The organism is Mycobacterium heidelbergense (genome assembly GCF_010730745.1).
Lineage (GTDB): Bacteria > Actinomycetota > Actinomycetes > Mycobacteriales > Mycobacteriaceae > Mycobacterium > Mycobacterium heidelbergense.
Genome location: NZ_AP022615.1, coordinates 735,828 through 753,733, shown reverse-complemented (window position 1 = coordinate 753,733; position 17,906 = coordinate 735,828). Strand labels below are relative to the sequence as shown.

General features: G+C 68.4%; 16 protein-coding genes and 1 pseudogene. 1 reads left to right on the top strand and 16 read right to left on the bottom strand.

Going from position 1 to position 17,906, the window contains the following annotated elements:
- Positions 1-170: 170 nt before the first annotated feature.
- Positions 171-698, top strand: a pseudogene (locus G6N25_RS23690) (PPE family protein); the annotation flags it as partial.
- A 422-nt stretch (positions 699-1,120) separates the two neighbouring features.
- Here the strand turns inward: G6N25_RS23690 and nuoN are convergent.
- The 16 genes from nuoN to G6N25_RS03515 all read right to left on the bottom strand — a co-directional run bounded on the left by nuoN (position 1,121) and on the right by G6N25_RS03515 (position 17,905).
- Positions 1,121-2,701, bottom strand: coding sequence for an NADH-quinone oxidoreductase subunit NuoN (gene nuoN, locus G6N25_RS03590; protein WP_083073872.1), 1,581 nt, complete (start codon positions 2,699-2,701; stop codon positions 1,121-1,123).
- Positions 2,698-4,299 (bottom strand): NADH-quinone oxidoreductase subunit M, encoded by a 1,602-nt coding sequence (locus G6N25_RS03585; RefSeq protein ID WP_083073873.1) that lies wholly within the window; start codon positions 4,297-4,299, stop codon positions 2,698-2,700. Before G6N25_RS03585 ends, nuoN begins: the two co-directional genes overlap by 4 nt.
- A complete protein-coding gene (gene nuoL, locus G6N25_RS03580; protein ID WP_083073874.1) occupies positions 4,293-6,182 on the bottom strand; it encodes an NADH-quinone oxidoreductase subunit L in 1,890 nt (629 codons plus the stop codon). The genes G6N25_RS03585 and nuoL overlap by 7 nt, the downstream gene beginning before the upstream one ends.
- Before the next feature lie 11 nt (positions 6,183-6,193).
- On the bottom strand, positions 6,194-6,493 hold the full coding sequence (nuoK, locus tag G6N25_RS03575; RefSeq protein ID WP_008259456.1) for an NADH-quinone oxidoreductase subunit NuoK: 300 nt from the start codon (positions 6,491-6,493) through the stop codon (positions 6,194-6,196).
- Positions 6,490-7,266 (bottom strand): NADH-quinone oxidoreductase subunit J, encoded by a 777-nt coding sequence (locus G6N25_RS03570; RefSeq protein ID WP_142272613.1) that lies wholly within the window; start codon positions 7,264-7,266, stop codon positions 6,490-6,492. Before G6N25_RS03570 ends, nuoK begins: the two co-directional genes overlap by 4 nt.
- 8 nt (positions 7,267-7,274) lie before the next feature.
- Complete coding sequence (gene nuoI, locus G6N25_RS03565; protein ID WP_232065693.1) at positions 7,275-7,841, bottom strand: NADH-quinone oxidoreductase subunit NuoI; 567 nt, start codon at positions 7,839-7,841, stop codon at positions 7,275-7,277.
- Positions 7,813-9,072 (bottom strand): NADH-quinone oxidoreductase subunit NuoH, encoded by a 1,260-nt coding sequence (nuoH, locus tag G6N25_RS03560; RefSeq protein ID WP_142272614.1) that lies wholly within the window; start codon positions 9,070-9,072, stop codon positions 7,813-7,815. The genes nuoI and nuoH overlap by 29 nt, the downstream gene beginning before the upstream one ends.
- Before the next feature lie 112 nt (positions 9,073-9,184).
- Entirely contained in the window at positions 9,185-11,596 is a 2,412-nt protein-coding gene (locus tag G6N25_RS03555) for an NADH-quinone oxidoreductase subunit G (RefSeq protein WP_083073876.1), read from the bottom strand.
- A complete protein-coding gene (nuoF, locus tag G6N25_RS03550) occupies positions 11,593-12,942 on the bottom strand; it encodes an NADH-quinone oxidoreductase subunit NuoF (RefSeq protein ID WP_083073877.1) in 1,350 nt (449 codons plus the stop codon). The genes G6N25_RS03555 and nuoF overlap by 4 nt, the downstream gene beginning before the upstream one ends.
- On the bottom strand, positions 12,939-13,697 hold the full coding sequence (nuoE, locus tag G6N25_RS03545) for an NADH-quinone oxidoreductase subunit NuoE (RefSeq protein WP_083073878.1): 759 nt from the start codon (positions 13,695-13,697) through the stop codon (positions 12,939-12,941). The genes nuoF and nuoE overlap by 4 nt, the downstream gene beginning before the upstream one ends.
- Positions 13,694-14,992 (bottom strand): NADH dehydrogenase (quinone) subunit D, encoded by a 1,299-nt coding sequence (nuoD, locus tag G6N25_RS03540; RefSeq protein WP_083073879.1) that lies wholly within the window; start codon positions 14,990-14,992, stop codon positions 13,694-13,696. The genes nuoE and nuoD overlap by 4 nt, the downstream gene beginning before the upstream one ends.
- Positions 14,992-15,699: an NADH-quinone oxidoreductase subunit C gene (locus G6N25_RS03535; protein ID WP_083073880.1), complete on the bottom strand. Its 708-nt coding sequence runs from the start codon at positions 15,697-15,699 to the stop codon at positions 14,992-14,994. The genes nuoD and G6N25_RS03535 overlap by 1 nt, the downstream gene beginning before the upstream one ends.
- The gene (locus G6N25_RS03530; RefSeq protein ID WP_071511040.1) at positions 15,696-16,250 is read right to left on the bottom strand and encodes a NuoB/complex I 20 kDa subunit family protein; all 555 of its coding nucleotides are present in this window, start codon (positions 16,248-16,250) and stop codon (positions 15,696-15,698) included. The genes G6N25_RS03535 and G6N25_RS03530 overlap by 4 nt, the downstream gene beginning before the upstream one ends.
- A gap of 8 nt (positions 16,251-16,258) precedes the next feature.
- Complete coding sequence (locus tag G6N25_RS03525) at positions 16,259-16,636, bottom strand: NADH-quinone oxidoreductase subunit A (RefSeq protein ID WP_083073881.1); 378 nt, start codon at positions 16,634-16,636, stop codon at positions 16,259-16,261.
- Between the two features lie 301 nt (positions 16,637-16,937).
- Complete coding sequence (locus G6N25_RS03520) at positions 16,938-17,339, bottom strand: Rv3143 family two-component system response regulator (protein WP_083073882.1); 402 nt, start codon at positions 17,337-17,339, stop codon at positions 16,938-16,940.
- A 29-nt stretch (positions 17,340-17,368) separates the two neighbouring features.
- Entirely contained in the window at positions 17,369-17,905 is a 537-nt protein-coding gene (locus tag G6N25_RS03515) for a YceI family protein (RefSeq protein WP_083073915.1), read from the bottom strand.
- Position 17,906 lies beyond the last annotated feature (1 nt).

The window sequence follows — 17,906 nt, the reverse complement described above, 5'->3', positions numbered from 1 at the left end:
GCCGGATCGGCTTGAGTTTCATAGGAGTTCGCGAAAACCGCCGTTTTCATCGGGCATTCTTCATAGAGTCTGTTGCGACGGGCCGATGACGCGCAGCGCTTGACGGTGTCGGCGCAGGCGTGCGGCCGGGGGATGAATGTCGCGTCGCGACTCGGGGAAAGGGCACGCTGATGAGTTTCTTGACGCTTCCGCCAGAGATTAACTCGCTGTTGATGTTCTCGGGTGCCGGTTCGGCGCCGATGCTTTCGGCCGCGGCGGCCTGGGACGGGCTGGCCGCGGAATTGAGTTCCGCGGCGGAGTCGTTTTCGTCGGTGACGTCGGGGTTGGCGGGCCAGGCCTGGCAGGGTCCGGCGTCCGCGGCGATGGTCGCGGCGGCCGCGCCGTATTCGGGGTGGCTGAGCGCGGCGGCGACGCGGGCGTCGGGGGCGGCCGCGCAGGCCAAGGCGGTGGTCAGCGCGTTCGAGTCGGCGTTCGCGGCGACGGTGCATCCGGCGGCGGTGGCGGCCAATCGCTCCGATCTCGTGCAGCTGGTGGTGTCAAACCTGTTCGGGCAGAACGCCCCCGCGATCGCGGCGGTCGAGTCCAACTACGAGCAGATGTGGGCCGCCGACGTGGCCGCGATGGTGGGCTATCACGGCGGGGTTTCGGCGGCGGCCACCCAGTTGACGTCGCTGCCGGCGGCGCTGCAGAGCCTGCCGGGTCAGCTGGCCGGCGCGGCCACGAGCAACCCGGTCGGCAATTTCCTGCAGCAACTCGAGGCGGGACAGATCAACTTCAACGCCAACCTGGTCAACAGCGAACTCACCTTCAATCACTCGCTGGTGAACAACGAGGTGGCGTGGGAGCAAAGCATTTTCGGCACCGACAGCGCGCTGAACGGTTTCGTCAACCGCAGCTTCAACGTCGGCAACCTGCTGTGGGGCACCGCCCAACAAACCGTCAACGGTGTCACCGGCGCGCTGCCCGGGCCGGACTTCACTTCGGGCCTGCTGACCGGTACCGCGCAGCAGGTGTTCAACGGCGGCCAGATCGGCGGCCTCCTGGGCGCTGTCGACCAGAGCCTCGCCGCCGGCGCCGACCTGGTCGGCTTCTTCACGGGCGCGTAGCCGGACGCCGCCGCTCAGTGCAGCAGCTGGGCCGCGCGATCGGCCAGGTCGAGCAGCGGCTGCGGGAAGATACCCAAAACCACTGTGACGGCAGCACATACCGCGATCGCGGCCTTGGCCAAGAAGCCGGGCGCCACCACCTGCGGGGTGTCGTCGGTGGCCTCGGTGAAGAACATCGACACGATGACGCGCACGTAGAAGTACGCGGCGACACCGCTGGCGATCACACCGATGATGACCAGCGGCGCGGCGCCGCCCTGGGCCGCGGCCTTGAACACCGCCAGCTTGCTGACGAACCCGCTGGTTAGCGGGATGCCGGCGAAGGCCAACAGGAACATCGAAAACATCACGCCCACAATGGGTGAGCGCTGACCCAGCCCCGCCCAGTGCGCCAGGGTGGCGTCTTCCGAGCCGTCGGCGTTGCGGATCAGGCCCACGATGGCGAACGCCCCGACGGTGCTGAAGCTGTAGGCGACCAGATAGAACAACGTCGCCGACAGGCCCGCCGAATTGTCGGCGATCACGCCGGTGAGGATGAAACCCACGTGCGCGACCGACGAATAGGCCAACATCCGCTTGACGTCGGTCTGGTTCACCGCGGTGATGGTGCCCACCGCCATGGTCAGGATCGAGATCGCCCACAGCACCGGACGCCACTGGTCGTGCAGCGGCGGCAGCGCGACGTAGACCACCCGCAGCAGCGCGCCGAACGCCGCCACCTTGGTGGCCGCCGCCATGAACCCGGTGATCGGGGTCGGCGCGCCCTGGTAGACGTCGGGAATCCACGAATGAAAGGGAACCGCGCCCACCTTGAACAGCAGGCCCACCGACAGCAACGCGACGCCGATCAACGCCATCGAGCTGTCGCCGTGGGCCGCGAGCGCACCACGGATCCCGGGCAGAAGGAGCGTGCCGGTCGCGCCGTAGAGCAGCGCTACGCCGTAGAGGAAGAACGCCGACGAGAACGCGCCCAGCAGGAAGTACTTCATCGCCGCTTCCTGCGACAGCAGGCGGCGATGACGGGCCAGCCCGCACATCAGGTACAGGGGCAGCGAAAGGACTTCCAGCGCAACGAACATCGTCAACAGGTCGTTGGACGCGGGAAACACCATCATGCCGCCGACGGACAGCATCAGCAGCGGGAAGAGTTCCGTCTGCGCGGCGCCGGCCCGTTCCGCCTCGCGCTCGGCGTCACTGCCGGGAACCGCGGACGCCTGCGGGGTGAAGGAATCCAGGCCGGCGGGTCCGGCCGAGACGGCAACCTTGCCTTCCGTCCTGGCTTGCGTCCGTTCGGCGATGAAGATGACCGCCAGCACCGCGACCAACAGCACGGTGCCCTGCAGAAACAGCGTCGGCCGGTCGATGGCCACCGCGCCCAGCACCGCACTGCGGCCGGACGCCTCGAGCGAACGGGCCACCACGATGACCGCCACGAATGCCGCGACCAGGCCGCCGAGGGCGAGCGTCACCTGGCTGCCGTAGCGAATCCGCCTGGGCAGAAACGCCTCGGCGAGCACGCCGGCCACCGCGACCGAGAAGACGATGAGCATCGGGCACAGCAGGAAGTACTCGACGCTGGGGGTGGGCAGGGTCATCGGTGCGGTCCTTCGGCTGGTGCGGGGGCGCCACCCGAAACCGAACGCGTCACGCTCGGCGCGGGGTCGTGCTGGCCGATGGTGGTCATGGTGGTCTCGACGGCCGGATTGATCAGGTCCAGTACTGGCTTGGGATAGACCCCGAGCCCGATCAGCAGCGCGATCAACGGTGCGACGACGAGCAATTCGCGGGCCCGCAGGTCGCCGATGCGCTCGTTGCCGTCGGCCACCGGCCCGGTCATCACCCGCTGGTAGAGCCACAACATGTAGATCGCCGACAGGACCAGCGCCGTGACGCCGAACGCCGCCGCCAGCCAGTACCTGTTGAAAGTTCCCAGCAGGACCAGGAATTCGCTGATGAACGGCGCCAGGCCGGGCAGCGACAGGGTGGCCATGGCCGAGACGAGGAACGTGCCCGCCAGGACGGGCGCCACCTTCTGCACGCCGCCGTAGTCGGCGATCGCCCGGCTGCCGCGCCGCGAGATCAGGAAGCCCGCGATGAGGAACACCGCCGCGGTGGACAGGCCGTGGTTGAGCATGTACAGCGTCGAACCGCTCTGTCCCTGGCTGGTCATCACGAAGATGCCCAGGATGATGAACCCGAAGTGGGAGATCGAGGTGTAGGCGATCAGGCGCATGATGTCGGCCTGGCCGATCGCCACGATCGCGCCGTAGACCACCCCGATGACGGCCAACACGACGATCAGCGGGCGGAAATACGTTGAGGCGCTGGGAAACAGCTGCAGGCAGTAGCGCAGCATGCCGAAGGTGCCGACCTTGTCCATCACCGCCATCATCAACACCGCGGTCGCCGGCGTGGCCTCCACCGCGGCGTCGGGCAGCCAGCGGTGGAAAGGCCACAGCGGCGCCTTGATCGCGAAGGCGAACATGAAGCCCAGGAACAGCGCCTTGAACACCGCGGGGTCCGCGCCGTACCGGCCGGAGGCGACGCCGGCGACGATGTCACGGAAGTCGAACGTGCCCGAACCGTGTTGCGCGGTCACCACATACAGCCCGATCACCGCCGCCAGCATGATCAAACCGCCGAACAGGTTGTACAGCAAGAACTTCACCGCCGCGCGCGACTTGCCGGGACCGTGACCGAAGCCGCCGATCAGGAAGTACATCGGGATGAGCATGGCCTCGAAGAACACGTAGAACAGCAGCACGTCCAGCGCGACCAGCGAGATCAGCACCATCGACTCGATGGCCAACGTCAGGGCGACGTAGGCGTGCACGCCGCGGGCGCTGCGCTCGCCACCATCGTTCCAGCCGGCCACCTGCAGCAGCGGAATCAGCACCGCGGTCAGCAGCACCAGCACCACCGCGATGCCGTCCACGCCCAGGGAGTAGCCCGCCCCCAACGCCGGTATCCATCGGTGGCTTTCGACGAATTGGTAGCCGGCCGTGCCGGTTTTGAAGCCCACGGTGATGACGATCGCCACCGCCAGCGTCAGCGCGCCGAAGACCAGGCCGGTCCACTTGGCGAGTTGACGCAGACCCGGGGGCATCAGGATGATCAGCACGGAGCCCGCCAGCGGCACGAGCCACAGCACGCTGCACCAGGGAACGTCGTTGAGGAAAGTTCCGTTCACCATGCGCGCACCGCCAGGATCAGGGCGGCGACCAGGACCGCGCCGGCCAGCATGGACAAGGCGTAGTTGCGGGCGAAGCCGGTTTGCAGTCCCCGCAGGCGATTCGACGTGCGGCTTACCAGTGCCGCCAGCGCGTTGACCGAACCGTCGACCCCCGCGTCGTCGACTTCGACCAGCGCCTGGGTCAGTTGCGCGCCGGGGCGCATGAACACCTCCTCGTTGAAGGCATCGCCGTACAGGTCGTTGCGCGCGGCCGTCGTGAGCGGCGAGACCGCGAGCGGGGCCACCCTGGGGATCTCCGCCCTGCCGCCGTACATCCGGTAGGCCACCGCGATGCCGACGGCGACGACCCCCAGCGCCAGGGTGGTGTTGACCCAGCCGGGGACCGCGTGGGTCACCTCCTCGTGGGCCCCGACGACCGGTTCGAGCCAGCGCGGCAGGGTGCCGCCGATGGCGAACAGGCCGCCGGAGAACACCGAGCCGACGGCGAGCAGGATCATCGGCCACGCCATCACGGCCGGCGCCTCGTGCGGATGACTGCCCGGCGCCCAACGCTTTTCGCCGAAGAACGTCATCAGCATGACCCGCGTCATGTAGAACGCGGTGACGCCGGCGCCCAGCAGCGCGGCCCCGCCCAGCGCGTAGCCCCGGACGCCGCCGGCGCCCAGCGCCGCCTCGATGATGGCGTCCTTGGAGAAGAAGCCCGCGAACGGCGGCACGCCGATGATCGCCAGGTATCCCAGTCCGAACGTGGCGAAGGTGACCGGCAGGGCGGCGCGCAGGCCGCCGTAGCGGCGCATGTCCTGCTCCTCGTGCATGGCGTGGATCACCGCGCCGGAGCCGAGGAACAGGCCGGCCTTGAAGAAGCCGTGGGTGAGCAGGTGCATGATCGCGAACGCGTAGCCGGCCGGGCCCAGGCCGGCGGCCAGCACCATGTAGCCGATCTGGCTCATCGTCGACGCCGCCAGCGCGCGCTTGATGTCGTCCTTGGCGCAGCCGATGAACGCCCCGAGCAGCAGGGTGACGGCGCCGACGATGACCACGGCCAGCTGCGCGCCGGGCGCCAGGTTGTACAGCGGGTTGGACCGCACGATCAGGTACACGCCGGCGGTCACCATGGTGGCGGCGTGGATCAGCGCGGACACCGGGGTGGGGCCCTCCATCGCGTCACCCAGCCAGGCCTGCAGCGGGACCTGCGCGGACTTGGCGCACGCGCCCAGCAGCAACAGCAACCCCATCGCGGTCAACGCACCACGCGACGCCGACGGCGCCCCGGCGAATACGCCCGCGTAAGAAAGGGTTCCGAAGGTGCTGAACATCAGGAACATGCCCAGGGCCAGCCCGGCGTCGCCGACCCGGTTCATCACGAACGCCTTCTTGGCCGCCGTGGCCGCCGACGGCTTGTGATACCAGAAGCCGATCAGCAGGTAGGAGGCCAGGCCGACGCCTTCCCAGCCGACGTAGAGCACCACGTAGTTGTCGGCGACCACCAGCAGCAGCATCGACGCCAAAAACAGGTTGAGGTAGCCGAAAAACCGGCGGCGATCGGGGTCGTCGGCCATGTAGCCGATCGAATAGATATGGATCAGCGACCCGACGCCGGTGATCAGCAGCACGAAACACATGGACAGCTGGTCGATCTGCAGCCCGAGGTCGACCTGGAGCCCGCCGACGGGGATCCAGGTGAACAGCTTCTGGTGGATGGCGCGGTCGGCCTCGCCCCGGCCGAGCATGTCGGCGAGCAGCGTCGCCCCCACCCCGAACGCCGCGAGGGCGGTGGCGCAGCCCAGCAGGTGCCCCCACGCGTCGGTGCGCCTGCCGCCGAAGAGCAGGACGACGGCGCCCGCCAGCGGCAGTGCCACGAGCAGCCACGTGTAGTGAGTCATGGTGGCGTTCTTCAGCCTTTGAGTAGATTCGCGTCGTCGACCGACGCCGATTTGCGGGCACGGAAAATCGTCATGATGATGGCCAGGCCGATGACGACCTCGCAGGCGGCCACCACCATGGTGAAGAACGCGATCATCTGTCCGTCCAGATGGCCGTGCATCCGCGCGAACGTGACGAAGGCCAGGTTGACGGCGTTGAGCATCAGCTCGACGCACATGAACATCACGATGGCGTTGCGGCGCAACAGCACGCCCGCGGCCCCGATGGTGAACAGCAGCGCCGAAAGGTAAAGGTAGTTAGCCGGATTCATGACGCACCTCCCTTGAGGGCTTCCGCGGGGGGCGTTTCCAGACCGTCCGCGCCGCGGGTCCGCAGTATCGCCGAGACCGACAGCTCCGAGTAGGAGCCGTCGGGCAGCAGCGCGGCCACGTCGACCGCGTTGTGCCGCGCGTAGACGCCCGGGCTGGGCAGCGGGGTGGCGTGCCCGCCGGGCCGGAAGCGTTCCTCGGAGAGTTCCCGCTGCGTCTTGCGGCGCTCGAAACGCTCCCGGTGCGCCAGCACCATCGCGCCGACCGCCGCGGTGATCAGCAACGCGCTGGTCAACTCGAACGCCCACAGGTAACGCGAAAAGATCAGCGCCGCCAGGCCTTCCACGTTGCCGTCCGCGTTGGCGGTGGTGAGCCCGACAAAACCCCCGGTCGCCACGTTGCCGGTGCCGGCCAGCAGCAGGATGCCGAACCCGATGCCGGTGACCACCGCCGCGACCCGCTGCCCGCGCAGCGTCTCCTTCAGCGATTCCGCGGAGTCCACGCCGATCAGCATCAGCACGAACAGGAACAGCATCATCACCGCGCCGGTGTAGACCACGACTTGAACGACGCCCAGAAACAGCGCGTCCTGGATCATGTAGAACACGGCCAGGATGATCATCGTCATCGCCAGGAACATCGCCGAGTACACCGCGTTGACCGCCAGCACCACCCCGAGCGCGCCGACCAGCGCCAGCGCCCCGAGCACCCAGAACGTCACGGCCTCCCCGGTGGAGGTGCGAACGATGGTCTCCGAGGCCAGGTTTGAGGCCAGCGTGGCGTTCACCTCGCGTCTCCGGCATGCTCGGATTCCCGCAACCCGTCCGCGGTCACGTTGCCCTGGTAGTAGTCCTTATCGGTGGCGCCCGGCGCCCTGGGGTGCGGCGGCGCGAGCATGTCTTGCAGCAGCGGCGCGAGCAGCCGGTCCTTCTCGTAGATCAGGTCGGCGCGGTTGTCGTCGGCCATCTCGTAGTTGTTGGTCATCGTCAGCGCCCGGGTGGGGCAGGCCTCGATGCACAGGCCGCAGCCGATGCACCGCAGATAGTTGATCTGGTACACCCGGCCGTAGCGTTCCCCGGGCGAATACCTCAGCTCCTCGGTGTTGTCGGCGCCCTCGACGTAGATCGCGTCGGCCGGGCAGGCCCAGGCGCACAACTCGCAGCCGATGCATTTCTCCAGGCCGTCCGGGTACCGGTTGAGTTGATGACGGCCGTGGTAGCGCGGCGCCACCGGGCCCGGCTTCTCCGGATACTCCTCGGTGACGGTCTTTTTGAACATCGAACCGAGCGTCACGCCGAAACCTGCTACGGCATCGAGAAATTTAGGCACGCGCTTTCTCCTTGCTGGCATCGACCTTCGGCCCCGGCAGCGGCGGTGTCGGGAATGCCGGCGCGGTGCCCTCCGGGCCCGCCGTCCGTTTGGCGTCGCGGCGCAGCTGGCGCTCCATCGCCCGGATGCCGGGTGCGGTGAACGGCCTTCGCAGCAGCAGCACCAGCGCCGCGGCCACGACGATGCTGCTGATCACCAGAACCGGGGTCCAATGCGCGTACCCCTGGTTGCGCAGCGTGCGGACGACCGCCGCGATCATCACCCACACCAGCGCGACCGGGATCAACAACTTCCAGCCCAGCGCCATGAACTGGTCGTAGCGCAGCCGCGGCAGGGTGGCCCGCAGCCAGAAATAGATGAACAGGAAGGTCCACACCTTGGCGGTGAACCAGATCAACGGCCACCAGCCGGTGTCGGCCGCCGCCCACATGTTCAGCGGCCACGGCGCATGCCAGCCGCCGAAGAACATCGTGGCCGCCAGCGCCGACACCGTCGTCATGTTGACGTACTCGGCCAGCATGAACATCGCGAACTTCAGCGACGAGTACTCGGTGTGGAACCCCGCGACCAGCTCACCCTCGGCCTCGGGCAAATCGAATGGCGCCCTGTTGGTTTCGCCGACCATCGAGATGAGGTAGATCACGAACGACGGCAGCAGTAGGAACACGTACCAGACCCGGTCCTGCGCGGCCACGATCTGCGACGTCGACATGGACCCGGCGTAGAGGAACACGGTCGCGAACGACAGGCCCATCGCGACCTCGTAGGAGATGACCTGCGCAGTGGAGCGCACCCCGCCCAGCAGCGGGTAGGTCGACCCCGACGCCCAGCCGCCCAGCACGATGCCGTAGACCCCGATCGCCGACAGGCCCAGGATGAACAGCACGGCGACGGGAAGGTCGGTCAGCTGCAGCTGCGTCCGATGGCCGAACACCGACACCTCCGGGCCGAACGGGATGAACGCGAACGCGGTAAACGCCGGGATCACCGAAATGACCGGCGCCGCAAAGTAAACGAACCGGTCGATGCCGCGGGGAGTGATGCTCTCCTTGAGTGCCAGCTTGATCCCGTCGGCCAGGCTCTGCAGGGCGCCCTTCGGGCCCGCCCGGTTGGGTCCGGGCCGCAGCTGCATCCGGCCCAGCAGCTTGCGTTCGGCGAGGATCGCCACCAGCACCGTCAGCATCAGGAAGACGAAGATGGCCAGCGCCTTGCCCAGCACCAGCCACCAGGTGTCGTGCCCGAACGCAGTCAGGGTGGTCATGATGCCGCCGCATCGCGCGAGGGTGTGCAATTGTACGTCAATACCGGCGTGTCGGCGTGCAGACACGCACGCTCGCGGGGGCAAGGGGTCTCGCGGGGATGGGTCATGTGGGTACCTCGATGTTGACGATGCTGCCGATGGTCACGCCCAATTTCCGGTGCACCGCGCAACCCGGCGAGTTCAACGGGAGCCACACCACCCGGTCGGGCATGTCCGTGATGGCCAGCGGCAGGGCGATCGACCCGCGCTCCGTACTGACCGTGACGTCATCGCCGTCGGCGGCGCCGATTTCGGCGGCGGTGTCGGCCGACAGCCGGACGACGGGCTTGCGCGCGGTTCCGGCCAGATACGGTTCGCCGTCCTGCATTCGGCCCTCGTCGAGCAGCAGCCGCCAGCCGGCCAGCACGGCCTTTCCTTTGTCCGGTCCTGTCCGGGCCTGGGCCGCGACCCGCGGGGAGGCGGCGCGTTCGCCGTCCCAGGCGCCCAGCCCGGCAAACTCCTCGCGGGCCTCCTCGACGGTGGTCGCGCCGAGGTAGACGCCCATCTCGTCGGCCAGCGTGTCGAGCACCCGATGGTCCGACTGGCCGGCCAGCTGCGTGGTGCCATGCAGCGCGGGCGCGAACGGGCGGTAGCGGCCCTCCCAGTTGACGAACGCGCCGGACTTCTGGGTCGTCGGCGCGACCGGGAACACCACGTCGGCGCGTTCGGTGACGGCGCTGTGCCGCAGCTCCAGGCTGACGACGAAGCCGGCCGCGTCCAGCGCGGCCAGCACCGCGTCGGGATCGGCGAAGTCGCCGGGTTCGACGCCACCGACCAGCAGGGCACCCAGGGAGCCGTCGGCGGCCGCGGCGAGGATGCCGTCGGCGTCGCGCCCTGTCGCGGAGGGCAATTCGTCGACGTTCCAGGCCTCGGCGACCTGCGCCCGGGCGGCGTCGTCGGCGACCGGACGGCCACCGGGCAACAGGGTGGGCAGCGCGCCGGCCTCCAGCGCGCCGCGCTCGCCGGCCCGGCGCGGCACCCACGCCAGCCGGGCGCCGGTGGCGTCGGCGAGCCGTGCCGCGGCGGACAACCCGCCGGGCGCCGTCGCCAGGCGTTCCCCGACCATGATGACGGCCCCGGGTTTGCCTAGCAGGTCACCGATTTCACCGGTGGCCAGCCCGTCGAGCGCCGACGGCTCGTCGCCGGGCGCCGTCCTCAGCAACCGGCCGGACATCTTCGTCAGCGAGCGGGTCTCGAACGGCGCGATCGAATACACCGGCACCCCGTGTTTGCGGGCGGCCTTGCGCAGCCGCAGGAACACAATGGGCGACTCGTCTTCCGGCTCGAACCCGACCAGCACCACCACCGGCGCCGATTCCAGGTCGGAATAGCTGACGGTGATCGGCCGGCCGGCGACGCGGGCGGCCAGGAAGTCGGCCTCCTCGGCCGAGTGCGGGCGCGCGCGGAAGTCGACGTCGTTGGTGTCCAACGCGATTCGGGCGAACTTGCTGTACGCGTAGGCGTCCTCCCAGGTCGCCCGGCCGCCCACCAGCACGCCGGCGCGCCCGCGGGCCGCCTCGAGCCCCTGGGCCGCCGCCACCATCGCCGCTGACCACGACGCCGGCTGCAGCGCGCCGTCGGCGTCCCGGATCAGGGGAGTGGTGAGCACGTCGGGCTGGGTGGCGTAATTGAACGCCCACCGGCCCTTGTCGCAGTTCCACTCCTCGTTGACTTCCGGGTCGTCGCCGGCCAGCCGGCGCAGCACCTTGCCGCGGCGGTGGTCGGTGCGCTGCGCGCACCCCGAGGCGCAGTGCTCGCACACGCTCGGGCTGGACACCAGGTCGAAGGGGCGGGCCCGGAAGCGGTACGCGGTCCCGGTCAGCGCGCCCACCGGGCAGATCTGCACCGTGTTGCCCGAAAAGTACGAGTCGAACGGCTCGTTCGCATAGATGCCGACCTGCTGCAGCGCGCCGCGCTCCTGCATGTCGATGAACGGGTCGCCGGCGATCTGCTCGGAGAACCGCGTGCAGCGGGCGCACAGGATGCAGCGCTCGCGGTCCAGCAGCACCTGCGACGAGATGTTGATCGGCTTGGCGAACGTGCGCTTTTCGTCGGTGAAGCGAGAATCCGCGTGCCCGTTGGACATTGCCTGGTTCTGCAGGGGGCATTCGCCGCCCTTGTCGCACATCGGGCAGTCCAGCGGATGGTTGATCAGCAGCAGCTCCATGACGCCGTGCTGGGCCTTGTCGGCGGCCTCGGAGGTGAGCTGGGTGCGCACCACCATGTCGTCGGTGGCGACGGTGGTGCACGACGCCATCGGCTTGCGTTGCCCCTCGACCTCGACCAGGCACTGGCGGCACGCGCCGACCGGGTCCAGCAGCGGGTGGTCGCAGAACCGAGGGATCTGGATGCCCATCAACTCGGCCGCGCGGATCACCAGAGTTCCCTTGGGGACGCTGATTTCGACGTCGTCGATGGTCAGCGTCACCATCTCCGGCTGGGTCACGCGGTTTTCGGTGTCGGCCGCCTGGGTCATGAGCGCCGTTCCCCTCCGTTGGGCGTGAGCATCGAGTCTCGGGGGTCGAACGGGCAGCCGCCTCCGTCGATGTGGGCGACGTACTCGTCGCGGAAGAGCTTGATCGACGACATCACCGGGCTGGCGGCGCCGTCGCCCAACGCGCAGAACGCCTTTCCCAGGATGGCGTCGGAGATGTCCAACAGCTTGTCGATGTCCTCGCTCGTGGCTGGGTTGGTTTTCGAGCCGGTTTCCAGCCGCTCGTAGATCTTGTCCAGCCAGAACGTGCCCTCCCGGCAGGGCGTGCACTTGCCGCACGATTCGTGCTTGTAGAACTCGGTCCAGCGGCGCACCGCACGCACCACGCAGGTGGTTTCGTCGAAGATCTCCAGCGCCTTGGTGCCCAGCATGGAGCCGGCGGCGCCGACGCCCTCGTAGTCCAGCGGCACGTCGAGGTGCTGGTCGGTCAGCAGCGGCGTCGACGACCCGCCGGGGGTCCAGAATTTCAGCCGGTGCCCGGCGCGCACGCCGCCGGCGTAGGCGAGCAACTCGCGCAACGTGATCCCGAGCGGCGCCTCGTACTGGCCCGGCCGGGTGACATGCCCGGACAGCGAATACAGCGTGAAGCCGGGCGATTTCTCGCTGCCCATCGACCGGAACCATTCGACGCCGCCCAGGATGATCGACGGGACGCTGGCGATCGTCTCGACGTTGTTGATCACCGTGGGGCAGCCGTACAGCCCGGCCACCGCGGGGAACGGCGGCCGCAGCCGCGGCTGGCCGCGCCGGCCCTCCAGGGAATCGAGCAGCGCGGTTTCCTCGCCGCAGATGTAGGCGCCGGCGCCGGCGTGCACCACCAGCTCCAGGTCGAAGCCGGAACCGTTGATGTCGCGGCCCAGGTAACCGGCGGCGTAGGCCTCGGCCACCGCGTTCTGCAGGCGGCGCAACACCGGAAGCACCTCGCCGCGCACGTAGATGAAGGCGTGGCTGGCCCGGATCGCGTACGCGGCGATGATGACGCCCTCGATGAGCACGTGCGGCGTCGCGAGCATCAGCGGAATGTCTTTGCACGTACCGGGTTCCGACTCGTCGGCGTTGACCACCAGGTAGTGCGGCTTGGCGGCCGGGCCGGTGTCGCCCTGCGGGATGAACGACCACTTCGTCCCGGTCGAGAAGCCCGCGCCGCCGCGGCCGCGCAGGCCGGAGTCCTTGACGGTGCCGATCACCGCGTCGGGCTCCATGGCCAGGGCCTTCTGCATCGCCTTGTACCCGTCGTGGCGGCGGTAGGTCTCCAGCGTCCACGACTCAGGATCGTCCCAAAAGCGGCTGATGACCGGTGTCAACGGCGTCGCCTGCGCGGTGGTCATGATTGGCCTTCCGGCCCGGCCGGCGCCTGCATGCCCAGTTCCCTCGCCACTTCCAGGCCGGCCAACGTCGCCGCGCCCGCGCCGCCCTGGCCCTGGTCGGGGCGCTCGTCGGGGAGGCCGGCCAGGATGCGCGACGTCTCGCGGAAGGCGCACAGCGGGGCGCCGCGGGTGGGCGCCGCGGGTTTACCGGAGCGCAGGGAGTCGACGAGCTCGCGCGCCGATTCCGGTGTCTGGTTGTCGAAGAACTCCCAGTTGACCATCACCACCGGCGCGTAGTCGCAGGCGGCGTTGCATTCGATGTGCTGCAACGTGATGGACCCATCGGAGGTGGTCTCGTCGTTGCCGACGCCCAGGTGCTCCTTGAGCGAGTCGAAGATGGCGTCGCCGCCCATGACGGCGCACAGCGTGTTGGTGCAGACACCGACCAGGTAGTCGCCGGTGGGCCCGCGGCGATACATCGTGTAAAAGCTTGCCACCGCAGACACTTCGGCGCCGGTCAGGTCCAGCTGCTCGCCGCAGAACTCCAAGCCCGCCGGGGTCAGGTACGAGTCCTCGGATTGCACCAGGTGCAGCAGCGGCAGCAGCGCCGAACGCTTGTCGGGGTAGCGGCCCATGATCTCCTTGGCGTCGACCTCCAGCCGCCCCCGCACCTCCGGCGGGTACGACTGGGGGGCGCCCTCGACGACGAACGCGTTGGGCTCGTCGGGCGGTGGGCCCAGCCGGATGAAGACCGGCTGACCCTGCGGGCCCGTCATCGATCCACCCCGCCCATGACCGGGTCGATGCTGGCGACCGCGGCGATCAGGTCCGCGACCATCCCGCCCTCGCACATCGCGGCGACCGACTGCAGGTTGGTGAACGACGGATCCCGGTAGTGCACCCGGTAGGGGCGGGTGCCGCCGTCGCTGACCATGTGCACGCCGAGCTCGCCGCGGGGCGATTCCACGGCGACGTAAACCTGGCCCGGCGGAACGCGAATGCCCTCGGTGACCAGTTTGAAGTGGTGGATCAGCGCCTCCATCGAGCTGCCCATGATCTTGGCGATGTGCTCGGGCGAGTTGCCCATGCCGTCCGGGCCCACCTTGAGGTCGGCGGGCCAGGCGATCTTGCGGTCGGAGATCATCGTCGGGCCCGGCCGCAACTTGTCCAGACACTGCTCCACGATCTTCAGCGACTCCCACATCTCCTTGACGCGAATGATGTAGCGCCCGTACGCATCACAACCGTCGTCTGTGATCACGTCGAATTCGTAGTTCTCGTAGCCGCAGTAGGGCTCGCTCTTGCGCAGGTCGTGTGGCAGCCCGGTGGAGCGCAGGATCGGGCCGGTGATGCCCAGCGCCATGCACCCGGTCAGGTCCAGGTAGCCGACGCCCTCGGTGCGGGCCTTCCAGATGGCGTTCTCGTTGAGCAGCTCGCCGAGTTCGCGCAGCGGCTGCCGCAGCTGCTTGAGGGCCTTCGCGATCTCGCTGGCCGCGTTGGGCGGCAGGTCCTGCGCCACGCCGCCGGGGCGGATGTAGGCGTGGTTCATCCGCAGGCCGGTGATCGATTCGAAGACGTTGAGGATGATCTCGCGGGCCCGGAAGCCGATGAACATCGCGGTCATCGCGCCCAGTTCCATGCCGCCGGTCGCCAGCGCGACCAGATGCGACGAGATCCGGTTGAGCTCCATCGTCAGGACCCGGATGACGTTGACCCGCTCCGGTATCTCGTCGGTGATGCCGAGCAGCTTCTCCACGCCCAGGCAGTAGGCGGCCTCGTTGAAAAACGGTGACAGATAATCCATTCGGGTTACGAAGGTGACACCCTGGGTCCAGTAACGGTATTCGAGGTTCTTCTCGATTCCCGTGTGCAGGTAGCCGATCCCGCACCTGACCTCGGTGACGGTCTCGCCCTCGATCTCCAGGATCAGCCGCAACACCCCGTGGGTGGACGGGTGCTGGGGGCCCATGTTGACGACGATGCGTTCGCCGGGATCCGCGCTGCGCGCCGCGTCGATGATCTGGTCCCAGTCCTGCCCGCCGGCGACCAGGACGGTATCGGGTTCGGTCATCAGTTATAGCCCCTGCGCTCGTCGGGTGGGGGTATCTGCGCGCCCTTGTATTCGACCGGGATGCCGCCGAGCGGATAGTCCTTGCGTTGCGGATGCCCGTGCCAGTCGTCGGGCATCTCGATTCTGGTCAGCGACGGATGGCCGTCGAAGACGATTCCGAAGAAGTCATAGGTCTCGCGCTCGTGCCAGTCGTTGGTCGGGTAGATCGCGAACAGCGACGGGATGTGCGGATCACCGTCCGGGGCGGCCACTTCCAGCCGCAGGCGGCGGCCGTGGGTGATCGACTGCAGCGGGTAGACGGCGTGCAGTTCCCGCCCGGTCTCGTGCGGGTAGTGCACCCCGCTGACGCCCAGGCACAACTCGAAGCGCAGGTCCGGTTCGTCGCGCAGCCGCTGGGCGACGCGCGGCAGCAGATCCCGTCGGACGTGCAGGGTCAGCTCGTCGCGGTCGACCACGACTTTCTCTATCGCATCGTCGAATTCGACGCCGTCGCGCCGCAGCGCCTCGGCCAGCCGGTCGGCGATGTCGTCGAAGTAGCCGCCGTAGGGGCGGGGGCTGCCGCCCGGCAGCGTGACCTCCCGGACCAGCCGACCGTATCCGGAGGTGTCGCCGGTGCCGGAGACCCCGAACATGCCGCGACGAACGTCGATCACCTCTTCGTCGGGGCCGGCGATCGCTTCCCGCGGGTCCTGGTCGGGTGAGCTCATCGCAGCAGTCCGCGCATCTCGATCGTGGGCCGGGCCGCCAGCGCCGCCTGCTCGGCCTCGGCGATGGCGTGTTCCCGGTTGACGCCCAGCGGCATTTCCTGAATCTTCTCGTGCAGCTTGAGGATTGCGTAGAGCAGCATCTCCGGGCGCGGCGGGCAGCCGGGCAGGTAGATGTCCACCGGAACGACGTGGTCCACGCCCTGCACGATCGCGTAGTTGTTGAACATCCCGCCGGACGACGCGCACACGCCCATGGACAGCACCCACTTCGGCTCGGCCATCTGGTCGTAGATCTGCCGCAGCACCGGGGCCATCTTTTGGCTGACCCGCCCGGCCACGATCATCAGGTCGGCCTGCCGGGGCGTCGCCGAGAACCGCTCCATGCCGAACCGTGCGATGTCGAACCTGGGGCCCGCGGTGGCCATCATCTCGATCGCGCAGCAGGCCAACCCGAACGTCGCCGGCCACAGCGAGTTCTTGCGGACGTAGCCCGCCACCTTCTCGACGGTCGACAGCAGGATGCCACCGGGCAGCTGTTCTTCCAGGCCCACGTCTTACCTCAATCCCACGTCAGGCCGCCGCGGCGCCACACGTAGGCGTAGGCCACGAAGACCGTCAGCATGAACACCACCATCTCGACCAGCGCGAACGTGCCCAACGCGTCGTAGCTGACCGCCCAGGGATACAAGAACACGATCTCGATGTCGAAGACGATGAACAGCATCGCGGTCAGGTAGTACTTCACCGGAAACCGCTGCCCGGCCGTCGCGTGCGGGCCGCTCACCGGCGTTTCGGTGGGCTCGATCCCGCACTCGTAGGCGGCCAGTTTGGACTTGTTGTAGCGCGACGGGCCGACCAGGCTCGCGATCGCCACCGAGCCCACGGCGAAGGCGGCGGCAATCGCGCCTAGCACCAGGATGGGTATGTAGACGTTCAATTCGCTCCATGATCCGTCGTAATGTGGCCGCCTTCTCAAACTCAGCGGGCGGCCAGGCGGTAACCCGGGCTGCTGTGACGAACCGGGTCTGTGGCCCGTCACAGTGACTTTCAACATAGCGTCGTTGCGCACGGCGCACGTGCCCGGGGTGCTGCTATTTGCCCGGTTTTAACGTCGCGGCATCCGGGCGCATCGCGGCGGCGCGCCGAGGCCGACGGCGCCATCGCGCGGCAGGGGCCGGCGTTTCGGCGTCACCGCAGGTGGGGACGGCAATCGCCGCAGATGGCCCGGCCGGTGGAACCTAGCGGGCGGGGGTGCGGAGCAGACCGAGCACCGCGCGGCCCAGCTCGATGGGATCGAGGGGATGCGGCACCGCGGCCTCGGCGCGCGACCAGCTGGCCAGCCACGCGTCATCCCGGCGGCCGGTGAGCACCACGATCGGCGGGCACGTCTCGAGTTCGTCTTTGAGCTGCTTGGCGATTCCCATGCCGCCGGTCGGGGCGGCTTCCCCGTCGAGGATGGCCAAGTCGATGCCGCCCTCGTCCATCGTGCGTATCACCATGGGGCCGGTCGCCACTTCGACGTAGCTCAACTCCGGCAGGTCCGGATGCAGGTGCTTGCCCAGCGCGCGCATCACCTGTTCGCGGGTTTCGGCGTTGTCGCTGTAGACAAGGATCCGCAGGGCCTTGCTGGAGTCGGGCACGGTCAGATGGTACTGGGGCCGCGCCGGCCTTACCGGGCCGCCCGAACGAAGACGACGTCCCCGGCCACCGTCACCGTGGCCCCCATCATGCCGAGCCGGTTCCACCCGAGATCGAATTGGGATCGATCGACCTTGGTTTCGCCCGAGATCTGGATCGAGCCGTCATCGAGCGCGGTGATCGTGGCGGGCAGCGGCAGCGGCGCGGTGATGCCTTTGACGGTGAACTCGGCGCGGAGGTCGGCCGCCTTGCCCTTGGTCGGGTGCACCTCGGTGACGGCGACGCCGATCTTTTCGAAGCGCTCGACGTCGAAGAAGTCGGCCGAGCGCAGATGCTGATCGCGACGGCCGATGCCGGTGCTGATCGATGCGGCCCGGATGTCGATTCGGCCGAAGACCGCGCCGTTGCCGGTCAGTTGCGCGTCGCCGCCGAACTCGGTGAAGCGGCCCTTGACGCTGAGCAGGCCCCACATGTTTTTGACCTTGAAGGTGATGGCCGAGCGATCCGGAACCAGGCTCCATACGCCGGACATGTCGGGATCGGTCAGCAGAGTTTCCAGAGTCGTCATC

Bases quoted from the DNA above. Each gene is read 5' to 3' on its own strand.
- nuoF (WP_083073877.1), bottom strand. From the start codon at position 12,942: ATGACCACCGCGCAGGCGACGCCGTTGACACCGGTCATCAGCCGCTTT.
- G6N25_RS03535 (WP_083073880.1), bottom strand. From the start codon at position 15,699: ATGAGCTCACCCGACCAGGACCCGCGGGAAGCGATCGCCGGCCCCGAC.
- nuoK (WP_008259456.1), bottom strand. From the start codon at position 6,493: ATGAATCCGGCTAACTACCTTTACCTTTCGGCGCTGCTGTTCACCATC.
- nuoE (WP_083073878.1), bottom strand. From the start codon at position 13,697: ATGACGGGCCCGCAGGGTCAGCCGGTCTTCATCCGGCTGGGCCCACCG.
- G6N25_RS03555 (WP_083073876.1), bottom strand. From the start codon at position 11,596: ATGACCCAGGCGGCCGACACCGAAAACCGCGTGACCCAGCCGGAGATG.
- G6N25_RS03515 (WP_083073915.1), bottom strand. From the start codon at position 17,905: ATGACGACTCTGGAAACTCTGCTGACCGATCCCGACATGTCCGGCGTA.
- nuoL (WP_083073874.1), bottom strand. From the start codon at position 6,182: ATGACTCACTACACGTGGCTGCTCGTGGCACTGCCGCTGGCGGGCGCC.
- G6N25_RS03585 (WP_083073873.1), bottom strand. From the start codon at position 4,299: ATGGTGAACGGAACTTTCCTCAACGACGTTCCCTGGTGCAGCGTGCTG.
- nuoN (WP_083073872.1), bottom strand. From the start codon at position 2,701: ATGACCCTGCCCACCCCCAGCGTCGAGTACTTCCTGCTGTGCCCGATG.
- nuoD (WP_083073879.1), bottom strand. From the start codon at position 14,992: ATGACCGAACCCGATACCGTCCTGGTCGCCGGCGGGCAGGACTGGGAC.
- nuoI (WP_232065693.1), bottom strand. From the start codon at position 7,841: ATGCCAGCAAGGAGAAAGCGCGTGCCTAAATTTCTCGATGCCGTAGCA.